This is a genomic window from Simiduia sp. 21SJ11W-1 (assembly GCF_024138675.1).
In the GTDB taxonomy this organism is placed as follows: domain Bacteria; phylum Pseudomonadota; class Gammaproteobacteria; order Pseudomonadales; family Cellvibrionaceae; genus Simiduia.
Map to the genome: position 1 here is coordinate 1280772 of NZ_CP090959.1, position 19883 is coordinate 1300654.

Consider the following 19883-nt stretch of genomic DNA (forward strand, 5'->3'; position numbering starts at 1 on the left):
GTCCTTTAGATCTCGTAGCGATGGTTGCGCAACCAGATGGTCGCGTAGATTAGGCCTGCGGCCACAATCAGGCCAACCCACAGGCTTGGGCTTGCCAGAAACTCACCCATAGGGCTGATGCCGGTATCGGTAAAGCGCACATAGCCGCTGTAGCCGTTGTCGTCGATGGAAACGCCGGGAATGCGCGCGCTGATCGCGCCTACCAGGAGCTTGCTGCCGAAAATGATTTGCTCAGCCAACATCAGGACTACCGGAGGTAACAGTGCCAGTAAAAACGGTGAGCGCTTGGCCGCCGCTGAGCACACCATCAGCCAGGCAAAAAATGGCAGGCTCCACAGGGCAACGCCGAGCGCGGTAAACCAGTGGCTTACGGCAATGCTGATCAAATTAACGCCGGTGAAAATTTCCCAAGGTGTGGTGCTTGATGAGTAACCCGCTACGTAGAGCATGGTGAGAATCACAAACACGATACCTACAGCCAGCGCACACAGGGTGGCGATGGTAGGCAGTGCCACCAGGCCAACCGCAAGTTTGGTGAATACCTGTTGGGCTTCTGAAACCGGCATGGATTTCCAAAACAGGATGCTGTGGTCTTTGCGGTCTGTGTAGAGGCAAGAGAGCAGGTAGTAATAACTTACCAGCAGCATCAGGCCTGAAAACAACACCATGAACCCTTTGAGTACATCGTTGACGGATTCAATATTGTCGTCGGTAAAATCCAGCTCATCGGTTTTTTCAATCACAGTGACGGTTTCAGGGAAGTGACGGATTTCCCCGGTTGCGGGCGCCTCGGGGGCCGCTGCTGCACCGGGTGCTTCAGGTGCCGCAGGTGCTTTGGGCGCCTCAGGCATGGCCTTTGCGAGCTTGGCATCCAGGCGTGCAATGCGTTCGTCTAAGCGGGCGGCTTCGCGATCGAGCTGACGGCGTACTTCCATGTGTACGGTTTCACCATCGATTTTAATTTCATCGCGGGTGATGGTGATGTCTATGCCTTGGCGATCCAGCTCACGTTGCGCCGCTTGCAGTTCGCGCCGAATTTCTTCGTTAACTTCTTCATCAAAGTGTTCGGCCACTTCATCGCGCGCTTGAAGGATATCTTCACGGGCTTGAACAAGTGCCTCGCGCTCCATGTGCAACCGCTCTTCACTGCTGTGGAACTCATGGTGCCCGCCGCGGGTGATGTGGAAGTCGTTGTCATCTAACTGGTAATTGATCACGCCGCTGGCGTAAAGGCCAAGCGCGCCAACCATCAGCAGGGCAATCAATGCAGCACAAATGACGGGTAGGCGGGTAAAGCTGCCGCGGTATTCCCAAAATTCGCGCTTCACAGGTGTGATATAGCGGTTCATTGTGTGTGCCCCCAAGCAAGATTCGGTTGAATTTTGGCCACAAATAAGTCGGTGATACTCGGTGTGTGCAGGCTACCGAGTGCTTCCAATTGTGTGCGCTCGGCATTTTCATAAATAGCGCTAAAACCACCCAGGCGTGGGCTTACGTGAATGGGGTTTAGTGCTGCGGCCTCGGCTTGTTGTGGCTTGTTGATGTGCACTTCTACAAAACGCTCGGGCACATCTTCCATGGCAACGTTTAACACCAGTTCGCCTGCATTGATAAACACCAGATCTGTCAAGATGGTTTCGATTTCTTCCACCTGGTGGGTGGTAATCAGTATGGTCTTTTCTTCGTCGAAGTAATCGTTCAAAAGCGAGGTGTAAAACTGCTTTCTATATAAGATGTCGAGCCCGAGCGTGGGTTCATCCAACACCAGCAGTTTGCTGTCTATGGCCATAATCAACGACAAGTGCAGCTGTGTGATCATGCCCTTGGATAAACTGCTTACCTTGGCATTCGGCTTGATTTTGGTTTTTTCCAAAAACGCCTGGGCCTTGGCGCGATTAAAGCGTGGGTGAACGGCAGCCACGTACTCAAGGGCTTCGCTGACTTTCAGCCAGCGGGGCAAAATGGCGGTGTCGGCAATGAAACTGACTTGCTCTAGCAGTTCGCGTCGCTGTTGAACGGGGTTCATGCCCAGTACGTTCAGCTCGCCTTCTACTTCGGCCAGGCCAAGAATGCCTTTCAGCGCCGTGGTTTTACCGGCGCCGTTCGGCCCGATGAGCCCCACAATGCGCCCGGGCGCTATGTCGAAGGTGACTTGGTTTAACGCTTGATGATTGCCGTAGCGCTTGGATAGGCCGCGGGCTTGAATGATCGGTTGCATTACGCGGTTTCCTCTGCGTTGTTGATGTGTTCAACCAGCTCGTCCTTGCTGATGCCCAACTGAACGATGCGCTGAATTAACTTTGGCAGCTCAATGCTCAAGAATTTTTCTTTTTCAGCGTTCAAAATTTTCTCCCTTGCCCCTTCGATAACAAACATGCCCAAACCTCGCTTCTTTTCTACCAGACCTTCGTCCACTAACTCCTGATAGGCCTTGGACACGGTCAAATGGTTAATTTGAAATTCTGCGGAAACCGCTCTTACTGAGGGAATGGCATCCCCTTCGGTATAAGCGCCTTCCATAATTAGGCCTACCATTCGGTCGCGTAGCTGACGGTAGATAGGCTGATCATCATTCCACTGCTGTTGCATAATTCTTACCTTGTATGGGTGGCTTGGGTGATCACTTGGGTGTTGCTCCCAAGGATTTCACGCTGCTGGCACCGCTGGTATCTACTTTGATCAGTGGCTGGCCGTAGTAGTGCACATCCGAGGCACCACTGGCATCTACGTGCAGTTTATCGGTAACCCACACCTTGGCATCGGCAGAACCCGAGAGGTTGAGCTCGGCCATGGTGCTTTTCAGGTGTTTTGCGTTGTAGTCACCGGAGCCGCCAATATCAACAGATTGGCTGTTAATAGTGCCTTCGCTGATGGCCGTATCGCCTGAGCCTGCCATAGAAAGTTCCAGACGGTCGGCATTTAAGGTGCCGATGCGAATGTCGCCAGAGCCTGCTGAGGTAATTTCAGCAAGGCCTTTAACTTCCAGGGTTTTAATGCGCATGTCGCCAGAGCCTGCAGTATCTAACTCGGTTTCTTGCACGTTAATGCTGTCTGCCGATATGTCACCCGAGCCCGCCGAAGATATTTCCAGCGCATCAGCTTTAAGTGATTTCAAGCGCACATCACCAGAGCCTGCGGTATCCACCTTCAGGCGCTTGGCGGTGAGGTCGGTGGCAAATTCCACATCCACCGAGCCCATGCTTTTCACTTTGTTGAGTTGCTTGACGGTAAGCTTGTAGTGAATGCCGTTATCAATGCGGAAAAAGCCCCAGGAATTGCCTTCTTTAATACGTAACCGCAAGTTGCTGCCCCGCGCGTCTACCTCTATGCGCTCCATCACCTTTTCACTGGCGATGATTTCCAGGCTTTCGGTATCGCCTTGGGTAATGGTAAGCAAGCCCGGGCCTGCAACTTCCACCTGATCGATATCTTCAATGGCGATGTTTTTCTTGTGCAATTCTTCAGCCTGTAGCGGGGCAGTCATCAGCAATGCCACTGACATACAAAAGCCGGTAATAATTTGCAGGGTTTTCATGTGATCTCCTGGGATTTCTTATGTGTTAGTGGGTGTTAAATGGATTAAATGCCAGCCAAATCAAAGGCTGATTGCGCCGCGCGCTTGGCAATTTCTTGCGCGAGGTTGGCGGCCAGTTCGGTGACTTCAATTTCTATCAGCTGCCCGTTAACCACATCGCGGAATGTCCAGCTGTTGGTATTCTTTGTAACCAGTGCCGGGCGTGTGGCTTCAACGGTTTGGGCTTTTTGGGGTGCCTCTTCAATGGCGGCCAGTGCCCATTCGGTATTGATGCTGGGCACAGGCGCCTGAATGGAGGTTTCTGCCAGGGCTGTGCTGCTTGCGATTAATGTGGCGGCTGCAATGGCGATGCTGCGCAATGTGTTCATGGTGTTGTCCTCAAAAATTTGTCTGCGGTTGGATCGCAGTAACTTCCTTGCTGATCCGGTGTTATACGTAACTATAACACTAGTTTTGTATATCGCAATATCTCTGTGTGAATTTTGTGCAAAATAATTACGAGTGTTTTTAAAAGCCATTTAAAAACAATGGCTTACGATATAATTGAGGATGCAGATTTTCGAGCCAAAATGGCCAGAGAGGTGTTATAGGGGTGCTATAGGGGTGCTATAGGGGTGTTATATGGGTCTTATATGGGTGTAGCGGGGCAGCTAAATCGGGGGGCAGTCGCTGCGGCGGCTGGCCGCTGGCTATTCGGCGCTCATGCTGGTGAGGCGTTCCATGATTTTTACAAACTGCTTGCGCACAATGGCGCGGTTGGCCTCCAGTAGCTCTGTGCGCTGCAGGGCTTCATCTTCCATGGCCTGCAGCACCTGTTGTTGGCCGGCGGTGGCGCTTTCACCCACCAGCATGTGCGATTGATCCACAATGCTTTGGATGATGCCCACGGTTTCCTCTTTTTGGTATTTGTATTGTGCCTCCAAATTTTTGCTGATGGTTTGCAGCATTTCATTAAGTTGTTCGTAGTTGGTCAGGCGCTTGCTCATGCCTTTTTGCACGGCGACTTTTTCAGCAAGGTTGGAGGCGAAGCTGAATACGGTAGCCAATAATTGCGCTTGTGATTCGTCTAGCGGCTTGGGTCGGTCGGAAAACTTGAGTAAAGCCCGTACGTTGCGATAGTGCACTGTAATTTGTTTGCCGGCATCTTTAATGAGTTTGTCAGGTTCGAAGTTCAGGTGTTCAATCAGCAGTTTATCTTCCCGTGAGAGTTTGCCCATGGCGGTGATGTCTACTTTGCTTTTGCCCACCATAATGCGAATAAGCGACTCAAAGCCCAGCTCGCTTATAGCGTGTTGCAATACGGTTATTAAATCTTCCAGCGAGCCAGACTCAATGGCGTTGGTCATAAATTCAGCAAGAAACTCGCTGTGCTGGTTGCCGGCGCTCTGTTCGGGCGCGTCTTCTTCTGTGGCATCAAACTCTTGAGATAGGTTTTCCAGCACTTCTTCGTCGGATTTATCTTTATACTGCTGCTGAAGTTCTTCACGCTGCTCTTGCAGCTCTTTAAGGTGGGTGTAGAGGTTGTCTACTTCATCTTCGAGCACCTTGATGCACATTTCCGATTCCATTAAGGCGCGTTTTAATTTTTCAAGTTCAGAACGTTTGGCGCTGTCTTCCTCTGAGGAACCTGTAAGTTCCGACTCCAGCTTGGCGATGGTGCTCTCCATAGAGAGAATGGATTTGCGTTGATCAAAAATGGTTTTTTGAAGCCCGTCGATATTCTTCTTGCTTTGTGTGCCGATGTTTTGGGTGTCTGCTATCAGGTCATCAAAAATATTGTTGCTGTTGCCGTCTTTGTCTTTGCTGGCGCGTATTACACTGAGCATGGTGGCGCTTTGCTTTTGGTCTACAGGCTTGTGGTTGAAAACGTGGTCTATCTGGTTGAGATTTTTCTGGGCGTTTTTCAGCGCAATTTGGAGGTTGGCAGACTCGTGCTCCATTTTGTAGAGCATGCGTTCGTATTCGGCCACGCGTTTTTCCAAGTCACCGGAGTTCTTTTCCTCCTTGATCATCATGGTGAGGTTTTTGGTGTGCTGCTTTTGCTTTTCCAGCCGCTCGAACAGCTCGGCGCCGCGCCCGGTAGCCTTTTGGGCTGATTGGTGGGTTACATCAACATCCCGTGCAAAACGCAGCACGTAGCCGGGTGTCTTTTTGACTTTGCCGTGAACCTGGCTGTTGGCATCGGCCCAATCTTTATCGCCCAGCTTTTCCAGGCGGTCGCGCAGGAGTTTCAGTTTCTCGCGCAGTTCGGTGTTCTCCACACCTGTGCGCTTGGCTTCTGTAGATAACATACCAATGAGCTTGTTGATTTCTTCTTTGAGAACCAGCCAATACTCTTTGCTGTTTTCAGGGTTTTTGAGTGCCCGGCGCTCGGCGTTCAGGTAGGCGCAGCGCACGCTGGTAATGAGTGGTTGCAGCTCCAGTTCCTGGCCGAGTTCTGTTTCGGAAAGTGAGCGGGTGCGTTTAAGCTGGCCTACAAAATAGGATATTACGCTCATATCAGTGTGGGTGTCGGTACCGCCGCCTGTGGCGCTTGGGTTTAGCCGTTTGGCCAGCCGGTTGAGCCTGCGCTTTAGCCGGTAAACCATATAACCGCACAGTGCGCACACGAACAGGAGCTCGGCGATGATGACGATATAAATCGTGTCTGACATCTGGTGTTCTATGGCCTCTGGCAACGGTGAGGTTGCGACGCCGGGCATGGGTGTGGCTGCCCGCAATTGAGTTGTGTAAATGTGCATTAAGGTTAGTTGGCACTAGGCGAAATCGCCATAAAGGCACTGTTAATACGGCCTTCGGTGCCGCTGGCAGGCATTGCGCTTGATCATGGTGATCAAATTGGAGCGGCCGTGGCTTGTGGCCAGGTTTTTGGGTTTGGGGCTAGTCTTCTACCCACTGCCAGCGCAGGGGCTGGCCGAAATCATCATAGATAAGCTTTTTACGGGGTTGGTTGCGGCGCCTCGGTGGAGCGGGAGGGTGCTTTTGCTGGCGCCGTTGTTCAATGGCGCTGATCACCTCTGTGACGGGCGTACGGTTTTGCTGGTCGCGGTCGAAGCTGATGGGCAGGGGCGGATGAATGGTGGGTTCGCGGCCGCTGATTCCACGGGGCACGGCCAGCACTTCGCCACCATCACTGAGGTAGTTGGCAATCTGGTTGTTTATTTCATCGCGAATCTGGGCTTTGGTTTTAACGGGTTTCATAATGACCGGGCCCTAGCCCTTAAAATGCAACACAACGAACTAGGTTAGTACACAAGGGCTATATGCAGCAACAAGTGCTGCTTTTGGCGGCTTTTTATTGCCGCGCGCAGGCTGGGCGATATATAAATGCCACATAAGAAAGGTTGGGGGGCGAGATGATCAAACTGGCTACAAGTGATGCCGACATTCAGGCGTGTTACAGCGTGATGCGCCAATTGCGCCCTCAGCTTATTGCCGAGCGCTTTGTTTCGTGCATTCGCCAGATGCAGGCAGAGGGCTTCCAATTAGCCATGGCCCAAGCCGAAGGTGCGGTGGTGGCGGTGGCGGGCTTTCGGGTAAGTACCAACTTGCACTTGGGCAAAAACCTCTATGTGGATGACCTGGTCACAGATTCCCGGGTGCGTTCGCAAGGTTATGGCGAGGAGCTGGTGGCCTGGCTTGAGGCCTTCGGCAAGGTGCAGGGCTGCGTGGCGCTGCATTTAGACAGCGGCGCCCAGCGCGATCAGGCCCATAAATTCTACTTCGCCCAGGGTTTTACCATTACAAGCTTCCATTTTGTGAAGTCGCTGGTCGCTTAATCTGCCTGCTGCTGGCGCGTCATATCGGCCCTTTTTGCACATTTGTGATGATTGGGCCTGCTTGTGAGTTGCCGGCAACGGAGGTGGCTGGGATAATGCGCGGCTTTCATCGGCAACATTAGCAGGCACTTTGTGCAGTTCCCATTCCGCTGGCTGAACCTCTCTTCAGCACCCTTTATATTGCTCGCTCTATTCGTGTGCGCCCATTGGGCCTTGGCACCGGTGCTTGGCTTGGGTGTTGATGAGGCGCACTACGCGCTTTACGGCCAGCGCCCAGACTGGAGCTATTACGATCACCCGCCCATGGTGGGCTGGTTGCATTGGTTGGGGCTGTTGCTGGGTGAATCCGAATTTTTTGTGCGCCTGCCTGCATTGGTATTGTGGCCGCTGATCCTGTTGTTGGTGTGGCGCCAGGCGCGGCGCTGGTATGGGGCTTTGGGTGTGGCCAATTTGGCGTTGGCGATGCTCGTGTTCTCGCCCATTGTGGCCGTGCTGGGCTTTGGCCTGGTGCCAGATACACCACTCATTGTGGCGGCGCTGCTGTTGGTTGCGCTGGTAGACAAAATAGACGCCACCGATGGCCGCATACTCTGGCACTGGCTGGCCTTGGGTGTGCTGTTGGGCCTGGCTGGGCTCAGCAAGTATACGGCGGTATTTATTGCCATCGCTTTGCTGGCAGGCCTCGTGATGCGACGCCGCTGGCACTGGCTCAAGGCGCCCGGGCCTTGGTTGGCGGTGGTGATTGCCGCGTTGATGGTGGCGCCGGTGTTTTATTGGAACTGGGCGCATGACTGGTTGTCGTTTACCTACCAGGTAAACCATGGCGCCGAGGGCGATTGGTCGCTGCTTGATTCGCTGCGCTATGTGCTGGTGTTGGTGGTGAGTTATGGGCCGCTACTGGCCTTGGCTGCCCTGTGCGCCCTGGTGCGCGCTGAAGGCATGCCGGCGTCACTTGGCCGCCTGGTGTGCCATTGGCTGGCCGTAGTGCTGCTGCTGGTGGCGGTTTGGTCTGCGGGCAATGGCGAAAATCTGCCTCACTGGACGGTGTTGAGTTGGGTATTATTGGCGCCGGCTGCGGCCAACTGGCTGTACGGGCGTTTGCTGCTTGGCAAGCGCCTTTTTGCGCTGGTGACTGGCGGGTTATCAGTAGCCTTGTGTTTGCTGCTCTGGTGGCTGTTGGTGGCACCGCCCTTGGCTATTTGGCCGCAATCGGCCGCTGCCGTGCGCGATTTGCACGGCTGGCCGGAAGGCGCCGAGCGCGCCCGGGCATTGCAAGCCGAGTGGGCGGCAGAGGAGGGCCAACAGGCCCAGCTGTGGGTAGCCAACTGGACCCAGGGCAGCCGCCTGGCCTGGTATGCCAATGCGCCTGTGCAGGTGGTTTCGTCGCGCCCCAGCCAGTTTTTGCTCTGGTGGGGCGAGCCACAGGCGCCGGGTTTGCTGGTGCGTGCCGAGCGCAAGCGCCCCAAGCGGCTCGCGGCCAAGGCCCCCGCGGGCGTGACCTGTAAGTTGGTAGACGAGCTCGACTATCAGCGCGAGGGTGTCACGCTCAACCATTTCTTGTATTACCGCTGTGTGCCGGCTGCTGAAACCGGCGCCCGGGCTGTAAAGGAAACCCGTTGATGATCAGCCAACCGAGCCCGGCCAATGCCTTTGGCCTGTTACACGATGCCACGGCGCCCGGGCGCAAGCCGCAACTGGAAAACACGCTGATTGCCACGGCACTGGTGTTGCTGGCGTTCGGTGCCGCCTTGCACAGCTTGCCTGAGTGGAATCAGGCTTTCTTTTTATCAGTTAACCATGCTGCAGCCAGGCAATCGCCGGATTTTTGGGCCTTTGCCACGGTGTTTGGCGACGGCTCAATAGCCGCGTGCCTTGCCATCGGTATTTTTATTCGCAATCCCAGGGCCTTGGCATACATCTTTTTGGCCGCCATTGTGGCTGGCATTTTAATTCAGGTGCCCAAGCATGTGTTTGATGCAGCCCGCCCGCCCGGCGTGTTGAGCCTGGATGTGTTTTCGGTGGTGGGCAAGGCCCACAAATCCAACAGCTTTCCCTCGGGCCACAGCGGCTCGGCGCTACTGGCGGCCACCCTGCTGGGTTTGGCCAGCCGCCGTTTGTGGGTCACGGTTTTGTTACTGGCCGTGGGAGGGCTTGCGGCCTACTCGCGCATGGCTGTGGGTGTGCATTGGCCGGCTGACGTGTTGGCCGGTTCTGCCATTGGAATTTTGGTGGCGGTGCTGATTTTCAGGTGCTTTGCCGATAAGCCCGTAGATATTCCCACTTGGGGTAAGTGGGTGCTTACCTTTTTCCTGGGTGCGGTGAGCGTGAACGGCTTTATGCACGACACCGGTTATGAAACCTTTACGGGCGTTACCGGTTTGCGCTGGGTGTCTTCGGGCTTGGTAGCCGGCGTGGTGTTTTACTGGTTGGCGGTACTCTTGTGGCCGCTGGCCGAGTGGCTTACCCAAAAGCTGTTTCGCGAATCGGCGCGCCAGTCGCTCACCCGGGTGTTCAAATTTGGCATGGTAGGTGGCAGCGGCTTTGTGGTGGATATGAGCCTGTATGCCCTGTTTCATTCAGTACTGGGCATGAACCTGTTGGTGGCGCGCTCTATTGCCTACTGGCTCACCTCCACCTGGAACTGGTACCTGAACCGGATTTTTACCTTCAAAGACGCAGACAACGGCCGCAAGCGCGTGCAGTGGGCCAAGTATATTCTCATGTGCCTGATCAGCTTTGTGCCGAGCATGGGTACCTTCTATGGTTTAACCCATACCATGGATTTCTTCATGGAGCACAGCCAGCTGGCGCTGATTGCCGGTGTGTTGGTCGGCGCCCTGTTTAACTATGTAGTGGCGGGGTTTTTAATTTTTAAGGTGTATGGCCAGCAAGATGACGAAGTGCCTGCACCCCACGAGCCAAAGAGTGAATAAACATGAAAGTAGATACCATGCGCAAAATCGACCGCTGGGCAGGCATGCCACTGTGCTTGCTGTTGTCGGTGTTGTTTTGGTTGTGGGAGTTGGTGTTTAAGCCGGCCAAAAAACCGGCCAAAAAAGTGCTGTTTTTAGAGCTCTCGGAAATGGGCAGCGCCATCATTGCAGACCCGGCGCTGCGCTATGTAAAAGCGCAACCCGATGCCGAGGTGCACTTTGCCATTTTCAAGAAAAATGTCGCCAGCCTGCATTTGCTGAACACCATTGATGAAGCAAATCTCTACACCTTTCGCGAAGACAACCTGTTCACCCTGGTGTGGGATACCCTGCGCTTTATGGTGTGGTGCCGCAAAAAGGGCATAGATACCGTAATAGACATGGAAATGTTTTCGCGCGTATCGGCGCTGCTTTCGCGGGTGACAGGTGCGGTAAACCGCATTGGGTTTGTGGCCTATCACAGCGAAGGGTTGTACCGCGGTAACTTCCTGACGCGCCCGGTGGTGTACAGCGCACACCAGCACATCGCCAAGAATTTCATGGCGCTGTCTCACACTGCCATGATGACCGAAGAGCAGCTGCCATTTTGCAAAAGCCTGATTACCGATGACGACATCCAGCTGGCCCAGGCACCGCGCGATGAAGCCGCCATCGAACAGGTGCAGGCCACGCTCAAAAGCCTGTATGCCGATTACACGCCTGGCCAGCGCGTGGTACTGATTAACCCCAACGCCAGTGATCTGTTGCCCCAGCGCCGCTGGCCGGCCATGCACTTTCAGGCCGTCATTGAGGATTTGTTGGCACGCTATAGTGATATTTTAGTGGTGATTACCGGCGCGCCCGGTGAGTACGCTGGTGCCCAGGCGCTGTGCGAGGCAGTGGGCAACCCCCGCTGTGTGAACTCGGCCGGCAAGTTTGCCTTCAAGCAATTGGTGCCTTTGTATTTTGTGGCAGACATGATGCTCACCAACGATTCAGGCCCGGGCCACTTTTCAGCGGTAACCCCGCTGCGTACCTTTGTGATTTTTGGCCCCGAAACCCCGGCGCTTTATAGCTCCCTTGGCAACTCGACGGCACTTTACCTGGGCCTTGCCTGCTCGCCGTGCGTGAGTGCGGCCAACCACCGCAAAACCGATTGTGTGGATAACCGCTGCGTGAAAGACCTGCTGCCGGCACAGGCGCTGGCCGCCATTCACCCGCACCTCGATCGCATTGAGGCCCAGCCGACCTGATGCGCCCCCGCGGCAGCCCTTGCCGCGGGTCATTAGCTGCTTTGGGCTCAAAGGCGCCGTGGCGGTGGGCAGGCTTTGTGCCGGCCGCAAGGTGCCTTTGTTGGTCTAGAGGGCCAGATCTGCTAGTATGCGCGCCCTTTTCCCGCAGTGCTAAGCTGTATCAAAACTTCTGGAACAACCATGTTTAATCTGATTAACGGCGCAGAGTCGAACGTTAAAAACGACATCCTCTCGGGAACCACCGTGGCCCTGGCACTGGTGCCTGAAGCGGTGGCCTTTGCCTTTGTGGCAGGTGTGGAGCCCATGGTGGGGCTATACGCGGCCTTTATGATGGGGCTGTTAACCTCTATTTTTGGCGGCCGGCCCGGTATGATCTCTGGCGCCACGGGTGCCACCGCTGTGGTGATGATTGCCCTGGTTGCCCAGCACGGCGTGCAGTATTTGTTTGCCATGGTGGTGTTGGCTGGCGTGCTGCAAATGCTTGCGGGTATTTTCAAGCTGGGTAAATTTATTCGCATGGTGCCGTACCCTGTGATGCTGGGTTTTGTGAACGGCCTTGCGATTGTGATTTTTCTGGCGCAAATGGGCCAGTTCAAATACGAAATTTCAGATGGCAACATGACCTGGCTTGAGGGCGAAATGCTCTACACCATGGGCATTTTGATTGCCGCAACCATGGCCATCATGCACTTTTTGCCGAAAATCACCCAGGCGGTGCCGGCAGGCCTTGTGGCGATTGTGGCCATTACCCTGGCAGTGCTTGGGCTGGATCTGGAGGCGCGCACGGTAATCGACTTTGTGCGCGACATGCTACCGGCAGAAGAAGCCGCCAGCGCCACTTTGAAAGGTGAGCTGCCAAGTTTTGCTATTCCCGATGTGCCTTTTACCTGGGAAACGCTCAGCATCATCTTCCCGTACGCGTTAATTATTGCCGCTGTGGGTTTGATTGAATCTTTACTTACGCTTTCATTGATTGACGAAATTACCGATACCCGCGGCAACAGCAACCGCGAGTGTATGGGCCAGGGTGTGGCCAATACCGTGAACGGATTTTTTGGCGGTATGGGCGGCTGCGCCATGATTGGCCAGAGCATGATTAACATCAATTCCGGTGGCCGTGGGCGTTTGTCGGGTATTACCGCGGCACTTGTGTTGCTGGCATTTATTTTATTTGGCGCCACCTATATTGAAATGATCCCGCTCGCGGCGCTGGTGGGCATTATGTTTATGGTGGTGCTGGGCACTTTTGAGTGGTCTTCGTTTCGTATCATCGGGAAAATCCCCCGCTCGGATGCCATGATATTGATTCTGGTATCTTCCGTGACAGTGTTCTTTGACCTTGCCATTGCGGTGATTGTGGGTGTGATCGTCTCGGCGCTGGTGTTTGCCTGGCAGCACGCCAAGCGCATTCACGTGCACACCTACGAAGACGAAAACGGCTACAAAGTGTATGAACTGCGCGGCCCGATCTTCTTTGGCTCGGTGGCCAACTTCAAAGAGCTGTTCGACCCGGCCGGTGATCCCGAGCATGTGGTAATTGAGTTCCAGCGCTCGCGGGTGGCTGATCACTCAGCCCTTGAAGCCATCGACTCCTTGGCTGAAAAATATCGCGCATTGGGTAAAACCCTGCACTTGCGCCACCTGAGTAAAGATTGCCGTACCTTGCTGCGCAAAGCCGGTGATTTGGTGGAAGTAAACGTGCTGGAAGATCCAAACTACAAAGTGGCGGTAGATCCAACCTAAGCGGCCACTTGCTCGCTTGCTGCTTTGCAAACCACAGGGGTGTGATTTGCAAAGCAGCGGTGTGTGTTTCAATCGTTTTTAAACAGCCATGCACACTCCTAAAGCATTTGTGTGGCGTGGGCTGTGCCAATAGTTTCTGCTGTTCACTGTTCTCTGTTCACTGTTCACTGTTCTCTGTTCACTGTTCACTGTTCACTGTTCTCTGTTCTCTGTTCTCTGTTCTCTGTTCTCTGTTCTCTGTTCTCTGTTCTCTGTTCTCTGTTCTCTGTGCTCTGTGCTCAGTTTTATGGAGCTGGCCTCTCGCTGCATGCCTCGCCCTGTGGTATAGGCTCAAATGCGTAAACTTTTCGGTGCTCCCGATTCTGCCTGGCCGCGCTGAAAGACTCTGCGATCCAGTAGCCCCCACCTTCGAAAATGATCGTTAAACTATGGGCCGCGTGCCGGCTTTTTTTTACCCGCCAGTTAGGCCAGTATGCACATATGCAAAACGAGGGGTGATTATGCGAATTTTACTTAGTGCAGTTTTTCTATTTTGGGCGCTAGGCCTGCAGGCCGGTGGGTTAAGCCCGCAAGAACAAACGCTGGTAGATGCCGTGGCCGAGCGAGAGCCCGCCGCGCGCACTTTGCTTGAGCGCATAGTGAACATTAACAGCGGCACCGGTAATCACGCGGGCGTGAAGGCGGTGGCCGATGAGCTTGCCCCTGCCTTTGAGGCGCTGGGTTTCTCGGTGGCCTGGGTAGATGGTAAGGCGTTTCAGCGCGCGGGCCACCTGCTGGCACGCTTCGGTGATCGCGGGCCCAAATTGCTGTTAATCGGCCACCTCGACACCGTTTTTGCCCCCGATAGCCAGTTTCAGCGCTACCAGGTCATAGACGAGCGCTATGTGAAAGGCCCCGGCATTACCGACATGAAAGGCGGCAATATAGTGATGCTGATGGCGCTGCAAGGGTTGAAAGATGCAGGCCTGCTGGATCAGCTGCAAATACAGGTTGTGCTCACAGGCGACGAAGAAGATCGTGGTGAACCCTTGTTGTTTGCCATAGAACCTCTGCGCAAAGCGGGGCGCTGGGCCGATATTGCGCTTGGCTTTGAAGATGGCGACGGCGACCCAACAACCGCCGTGGTGGCGCGGCGCAGCTCTGCCAATTGGCGGTTGGAAATCGCGGGTAAGCCTGCGCACTCCTCGCAAATTTTTCGCGAAGACATAGGCCACGGCGCCGTGTATGAAATGGCGCGCGTACTCGAGGGCTTCAGGGCAGCCTTGAAAGACGAGCAGCTGTTAACCTTTAACCCGGGCGTGGTAGTGGCCGGTACTGATGTTGCACTCTGCGACGACAGCCGCGGCACCGCCTTTGGCAAGCTCAATGTGATTGCCAGAAAGGCGGTGGTAGAGGGTGATTTACGTGCCCTCACGCCCGAGCAGCAGGCCCGCGCCTGGGGCATTATGGAAGGCGTGGCCAAGCAATCGCTGCCCCATACCCGCACGCGTTTTACCCATACCGATCGCTACCCCGCCATGGCGCCCACCGATGGCAACCACGCGCTGTTGGCTGTGTACAGCCAGGCAAGCCAGGATTTGGGCTATGGCCCGGTACGTGCGGTAGACCCACGCAGGGCAGGGGCTGCCGATATCTCCTTTGTGGCGGGCAGTGTTGCCCAGGCGCTGGATGGCCTGGGGTTGATGGGTACTGGTGGCCATACAGATGAAGAGGTGGCCGATATGCACACCCTCAAAAGCCAGGCGAGCAGAGCGGCGCTCTTGATGCACAGGCTGGCACAGCCCTGAGCTGTGCATACGCAACAAAACTGCTTTAAAAGTGCGTTTGCATTGATTAGAATGGGTCAGGTTCGTAACTCAGTGGGGTATCCCTATGTCAGCGTTGCAAATGAATCAGCCCGAGGCCGCTGCGGTGTTGTGTAAGGCCTTGCAGAATACCCAGCAAGCCTTTGGCCTTACCAATGAAGAGCTGGGGCGTATTATCGGCAAAGATCGCTCCACCATTGGCCGTATGTTCGACAAGGGCCAGCTCTCCCCCGGCTCGAAAGAGGGCGAGCTTGCGCTCTTGCTGGTGCGGGTGTATCGCAGTTTGTTTGCACTGCTGGGCGGCAGCCAAAGCCAAATGCAGCACTGGCTGAACACCGCCAATAGCCACTTGCAGGCCACGCCACGGAGCATGATGAGCAGCGTGCAGGGCCTTGTGAATTTGGTGACCTACCTGGATGCCATGCGTGGGCGCGTGTAATGGCGCTTTGGGCATCGCTTGATGGGCAACAGGCCATAGGTCCGCTAACGCTTGAACTGGTGCGGGTGGTGGAATCCCAAGAGGAAATTGCCACGCTATCGCTGGTAGACAGCATGGCAGAGCAGGATATTTTGGAGTCGCTGCTTGAAGACAGCAAGCCCGGCCAATTGCCAGGTAACCTGCATTATTTGTTGGCCAGCCCCTTTCGCTACCCGCCGCTGCAATGGGGCAGCCGGTTTGGCCGCACCCATGAACCCTCGCTGTTTTACGGCTCGCTCAATATTGAAACGGCGCTCACCGAATGCGCTTTTTATCGCTTTGTATTTTTAAGCGGTGTGACAGCACCCTTCCCGAAAGCTGTGGTTTCGCAGCACACCAGTTTCAGGGTGCGCGGCCATGGTGAGCGGGGTGTGAACTTAACGCTGCCGCCCTTTGCCGAGCACACAGACGCGTTGCGATCGCCCGAAGATTACCGGGCGGCCCAGGCACTGGGCAGTGACATGCGCGAGGCGGGTGTACAGGTGGTTATTTACCTCTCTGCCCGCGACCGCCGTGCCAGTGCGCTCAATGGCGCGGTGTTTGACCCTCAAGTATTTGCCAAAAGCCAACCCCAGCGCTTTCAAGCCTGGACCTGCCATGCCACAACCGAGGCCGTGCGCTTTATTGCCGCACCTGGCGCCACCCCAGGGCGCGAGATATTTGCCTTTACCCGTGAAGATTTTCTGGTAGACGGGCGCCTGCCCATGCCGCCTGCTTAGGCACATTCGGGTGCGGGCATAACCCAAGCCTGCAATTTGCAATGCCCTTGGGTGACGCAGCTAAATAAAGTGCCTTAGGCTGATTTTAATTAGCGTAGATATTGGGTTTGCTTACTGACTTGCGACTTGCGACTTGCGACTTGCGACTTGCGACTTGCGACTTGCGACTTGCGACTTGCGACTTGCGACTTGCGACTTGCGACTTGCGACTTGCGCGGGGCGGGGGTAAATCCGTGGGCGTAAAGGCGGGAGGGTTGCGTGTGCAGGGTGTGCACACGCAGGCGTAACCTAAAATAGCCAAGTGGTTACATTGTCGATTTCGCGATTTTCGCCAACGGCTTTCAAGCCTTTTACGCAGCGAATAATAAACCACACAAGTGACACAAACATCAGCAACACACCCAGGCCCAATAGCGGAATGGTGACAAAGCTGACGGTAAAGTACAGCAGGCTCATCCAAAAGGTGCGAATCTGGAAGCGGTAGTGATTGTTGGCAATGCCTGTATCGCCATCTTTATTTACATAGGCCATGATCAGCCCGATGATCGAGGTAACACCCAGTAATATGGATGCCAAATACAATACGTAAACCAGTTTTACGCTATCTAATGATTTTGTTGAAGTAGCCACATCGTTCATAGCAAATCCCTGTCTAAATTTATTATTTGCCCGGCCAGTGTGTGGCGGCTTGACGCATTCGTCAAGATGCGCGCGGCCGTTGCTGGTTAATAAATCAGGGTGGAGATCTCAAGTACCTTTGGGTCCCAATTAAGGTCTAGTGCGCGGGAGGGTTTCATACTGATTACAACGCCTGGCAGACCTTCGTCGTCGTGTAATATCAGTGCAACCCCAAGGTGCGCCAGAGCCAGGTCATTGCTGACGGTGAGGGCGTGATGCGTTTTGGCGTATTGAAGGGTTTTATCCAGATTTTGCTCGCCGTTTATGTATATTACATGTACGGCTTTCTCTGGTGGGGCTTCATTGTGGTATACCGCCCCAAGCTGTGCCTGCCCGATTTTTATGCCTGTTTTTTGTTTTAGGGCGCGGGCCAATGGCTCGTCGTTGATCACCAGTATGTTTATGTTTTCGCGTAGGCTTAGGCTCTGCTCATAGCTTAAAAGCTTCAGTAGCAGCATGCTGTTTAAGGCTGCAGGCAGGGGCTTGGGCGTTGCCTGTGAGGCAAGCGACGGCAGCAGGCAAAATGCCAGGGCCATGGCGCGCACTAACGCCTGCATATTACAGATCCACCTTGATGTTAAGGCTGTAAACCGGCCGATTTACCTGTGGCAGCAGGGAGTTTTGAAAGCCGTCGTTATCTTGGTTGAACTGATTGCCACTGGATGCCGACTCCACCCCGGGCTGTAAATAGTTTGCGCCGGTGAGGTTATTCACATTGAGCCCCACCGACCAGTTGGCGCGGCTGTAGCTTAGGCTTGCATCAAATTGGCTATAGGCTTTTGCTTTTATGTCTTGCTCGCGCAGCGGGTTTTCGGAAAACAATTCCCGTGCAGAGCGCCACTGCCCGCGTAGATTTACATTGATGTGAGCGGTGATGGGTAAATTCACAATGGCGTTTATTTTATGGGGCGCAATGTCGCCCTGTGCGCTCCAGTCGCGCTGCCAGTCTTGCGTGCTTTGCCGGTATTGATACTCAGCCTCTGCACGGGTAATGCTGTAATACAATTTCGCCGTAATGGCGGCATGTTGGTATATGGGGTTATCCCAACGGGCATCGGCTCGGTATTCAAGGCCGGTTATACGCCGCTGGCCCACATTTTCACCGCCTGCTATGGCGTTTTCATATTGGGCTAAAAATACCGAGGCTTCGTGCAAAATGGTGTCACCTTGGTAAATCGCAATGGCCTCCAGGTTACGCGCTTTTTCCGGCTTTAAATCCTCATTGGCGGCGCGGCCGTTAAAGCCACCAAACAGGTCTTTGGGAGAGGGTTCCTGAAAGGCTTCGCCGTAAATAAGCTTGAAGGTGGTGTCTGCCCGGTAATGGTAGATGGCTGCAAGGCGCGGGCTGAACTCGGCCCCGTATTCGCTGTTGTTATCCCACCGAAGGCCCGCACTGATTCGCCATTGGCCCAGTTGGTAAAGCGCCTGGCCAAACACGCCGGTATCGTCGGTGGTGATGCGATTAAACGCGGGAATATCCCGTGCGCTTAGCGTAGGCGGCAGTGGTGAAGGGTTGGTTGAGCTGATGCTATCGGCTGGCAGCACGCCACTGCCATCTGACGATTGGCCGTTGCTGGAATTTGCCGCTTGCGCAGGGCAAACCCCGGCACCGTCGAAGTAGTTGCACACCATATAGACCTTGGCGAGGTCTTTGCGCTCGTATTTGAGGCCGGCGCTGAAGCTTAGGCGCTGGCTTGCAACATAATTCACCGATTGCTCGAGCCGCCAGGCGCGGTTGAAATTGTTCCACTCTGAAATACTTACCAGATCTTCGAAAGATTCCACCCAACTGCCGCCAACGCGGTTGTCGCGGTACACGAGATCTGTGCGGCCGCTCAAATTTTCGCTCCAATTGCTCGCGTAGCGGCCGAATAACTGGCGAGACTCATGAATCCAGCCGCCGTTGGGTTGGGTGTCTGCAAAAGAGTAGTAGGGCCCGTAGCCCTCATCGGTATGCCAGTAGCTTGCCCCCACAGCCCAAGGCCCGCTTGCTATTTCGGCATACAGCCCCTGGTTTTCGCTGGGGTCTTGATAGCGGCCCAAGGCTTTGCCGCGTACGCGCTCGCTTGCACTTACACTGCCGTCAACATTGATGTCGCCCACAGGGCTCGGGTTGCCAGTGGCGGGGTCTTGGCCTTGGCCAATGCCCGCGCCCCAGATGTCGGGGTTGGCCAGCAGTGCCTCGTCTGTGTAGCCCCATTCGCTGTAGTGCTCGATGGGGGCTTCATCGCTGCTAAACAGCCGGGCGCCCAGGCTGAAATTCACAGTGTTGTGATTGCCAACCCAGGTGAGATCCAGCGCCCGGCTCTGGTAGCTACCCGCCTGCAGGCTGGCGGTGAGGCGGTTGGTGTCAGGTGCGAGCGCTTCGCCCTTGCGGGTAATGATATTGATCACCCCTAAAAAGGCATTGGGGCCGTACACAGCGCCCGACGGGCCATAGAGCACTTCCACCCGTTCAATGAGATTCATGGGGTATTGGCGCGAAAACTGCGCGGCGTGATTCCACAGGTGGTTGTCTACCCGGCCGTTCACAAGTAGCAGGGTGCGCTGGGTCCAGGGGGTGCGGTAGCCGCGCTGGTAGCTCACTACCTGCAAGGTGCCGTTGGTCACCACTGTGTCGAAGCCTGGTAAATCGGCCACCAGAGCTTCCAGGCTTTGGTAGCCGCGCCGCGCGATTTCCTGTGCGCTCACCACCACCAGGCTCCCCGGGGCATCGCGTACGGTTTCGCTTAGCTGTGAGGCCGTTTGGCTTTGATTGTGCAGTGCAGCGCGTTGTTTTAGCAGCTCTTCGAGCGACATGCCCGCAAGGGTGCCCTCGGTTGCCTCATTGGCATTCACGCACAGTGCCGGCAGCCAAAGGCATACCAGAAGATAAGCCAAAGCAATGCGTGTTAGCGCCATCTATTCACCCTCATCAATGGGCTGGCAGCCATGGTTTGTTTGCAGGCTAGGGTAAAGCAAATCATAGGCGGTAATTTGTT

The 19883-nt window shown here is 54.9% G+C and carries 18 protein-coding genes; 8 read left to right on the forward strand and 10 right to left on the reverse strand.

From position 1 onward, the window contains the following. Positions 1 to 5 precede the first annotated feature (5 nt). The 7 genes from L1F30_RS05720 to L1F30_RS05750 all read right to left on the reverse strand — a co-directional run bounded on the left by L1F30_RS05720 (position 6) and on the right by L1F30_RS05750 (position 6736). The gene (locus tag L1F30_RS05720) at positions 6 to 1349 is read right to left on the reverse strand and encodes a hypothetical protein (protein ID WP_253360526.1); all 1344 of its coding nucleotides are present in this window, start codon (positions 1347 to 1349) and stop codon (positions 6 to 8) included. Further along, the gene (locus tag L1F30_RS05725) at positions 1346 to 2218 is read right to left on the reverse strand and encodes an ABC transporter ATP-binding protein (protein ID WP_253360528.1); all 873 of its coding nucleotides are present in this window, start codon (positions 2216 to 2218) and stop codon (positions 1346 to 1348) included. Before L1F30_RS05725 ends, L1F30_RS05720 begins: the two co-directional genes overlap by 4 nt. Continuing rightward, on the reverse strand, positions 2218 to 2589 hold the full coding sequence (locus tag L1F30_RS05730) for a GntR family transcriptional regulator (RefSeq protein ID WP_253360535.1): 372 nt from the start codon (positions 2587 to 2589) through the stop codon (positions 2218 to 2220). Before L1F30_RS05730 ends, L1F30_RS05725 begins: the two co-directional genes overlap by 1 nt. 31 nt (positions 2590 to 2620) lie before the next feature. Further along, positions 2621 to 3535: a head GIN domain-containing protein gene (locus tag L1F30_RS05735; protein WP_253360537.1), complete on the reverse strand. Its 915-nt coding sequence runs from the start codon at positions 3533 to 3535 to the stop codon at positions 2621 to 2623. 44 nt (positions 3536 to 3579) lie between these two features. After that, complete coding sequence (locus L1F30_RS05740; protein ID WP_253360539.1) at positions 3580 to 3903, reverse strand: hypothetical protein; 324 nt, start codon at positions 3901 to 3903, stop codon at positions 3580 to 3582. A 321-nt stretch (positions 3904 to 4224) separates the two neighbouring features. After that, a complete protein-coding gene (locus tag L1F30_RS05745; protein ID WP_253360541.1) occupies positions 4225 to 6189 on the reverse strand; it encodes a hypothetical protein in 1965 nt (654 codons plus the stop codon). Positions 6190 to 6415: 226 nt separating this feature from the next. Next, on the reverse strand, positions 6416 to 6736 hold the full coding sequence (locus L1F30_RS05750) for a hypothetical protein (protein ID WP_253360548.1): 321 nt from the start codon (positions 6734 to 6736) through the stop codon (positions 6416 to 6418). Between the two features lie 155 nt (positions 6737 to 6891). Here L1F30_RS05750 and L1F30_RS05755 point away from each other — a divergent pair, with 155 nt between their 5' ends. From L1F30_RS05755 to L1F30_RS05790, 8 genes are all read left to right on the forward strand, one after another. Then, a complete protein-coding gene (locus tag L1F30_RS05755) occupies positions 6892 to 7314 on the forward strand; it encodes a GNAT family N-acetyltransferase (protein WP_253360550.1) in 423 nt (140 codons plus the stop codon). A gap of 132 nt (positions 7315 to 7446) precedes the next feature. Beyond that, a complete protein-coding gene (locus L1F30_RS05760; protein ID WP_253360552.1) occupies positions 7447 to 8934 on the forward strand; it encodes a glycosyltransferase family 39 protein in 1488 nt (495 codons plus the stop codon). Then, positions 8934 to 10247, forward strand: a complete 1314-nt coding sequence (locus L1F30_RS05765) for a phosphatase PAP2 family protein (protein ID WP_253360560.1) — start codon at positions 8934 to 8936, stop codon at positions 10245 to 10247. The genes L1F30_RS05760 and L1F30_RS05765 overlap by 1 nt, the downstream gene beginning before the upstream one ends. Positions 10248 to 10249: 2 nt before the next feature. Then, a complete protein-coding gene (locus tag L1F30_RS05770) occupies positions 10250 to 11479 on the forward strand; it encodes a glycosyltransferase family 9 protein (protein ID WP_253360562.1) in 1230 nt (409 codons plus the stop codon). A 180-nt stretch (positions 11480 to 11659) separates the two neighbouring features. Then, a complete protein-coding gene (locus tag L1F30_RS05775) occupies positions 11660 to 13222 on the forward strand; it encodes a SulP family inorganic anion transporter (RefSeq protein WP_253360568.1) in 1563 nt (520 codons plus the stop codon). Positions 13223 to 13722: 500 nt separating this feature from the next. Further along, positions 13723 to 15009: a M20/M25/M40 family metallo-hydrolase gene (locus tag L1F30_RS05780; protein ID WP_253360570.1), complete on the forward strand. Its 1287-nt coding sequence runs from the start codon at positions 13723 to 13725 to the stop codon at positions 15007 to 15009. A gap of 85 nt (positions 15010 to 15094) precedes the next feature. After that, positions 15095 to 15466, forward strand: a complete 372-nt coding sequence (locus tag L1F30_RS05785; protein ID WP_253360572.1) for an MbcA/ParS/Xre antitoxin family protein — start codon at positions 15095 to 15097, stop codon at positions 15464 to 15466. Beyond that, entirely contained in the window at positions 15466 to 16224 is a 759-nt protein-coding gene (locus L1F30_RS05790; RefSeq protein ID WP_253360574.1) for an RES family NAD+ phosphorylase, read from the forward strand. The genes L1F30_RS05785 and L1F30_RS05790 overlap by 1 nt, the downstream gene beginning before the upstream one ends. A 288-nt stretch (positions 16225 to 16512) precedes the next feature. On the opposite strand, the gene L1F30_RS05795 is transcribed toward L1F30_RS05790, so the two are convergent. The 3 genes from L1F30_RS05795 to L1F30_RS05805 form a co-directional block, all read right to left on the reverse strand. Continuing rightward, a complete protein-coding gene (locus L1F30_RS05795) occupies positions 16513 to 16863 on the reverse strand; it encodes a hypothetical protein (protein ID WP_253360576.1) in 351 nt (116 codons plus the stop codon). Positions 16864 to 16949: 86 nt separating this feature from the next. Then, on the reverse strand, positions 16950 to 17459 hold the full coding sequence (locus L1F30_RS05800; RefSeq protein WP_253360578.1) for a YfiR/HmsC family protein: 510 nt from the start codon (positions 17457 to 17459) through the stop codon (positions 16950 to 16952). Between the two features lies 1 nt (position 17460). Next, positions 17461 to 19803, reverse strand: coding sequence for a TonB-dependent siderophore receptor (locus L1F30_RS05805; protein ID WP_253360580.1), 2343 nt, complete (start codon positions 19801 to 19803; stop codon positions 17461 to 17463). Positions 19804 to 19883 lie beyond the last annotated feature (80 nt).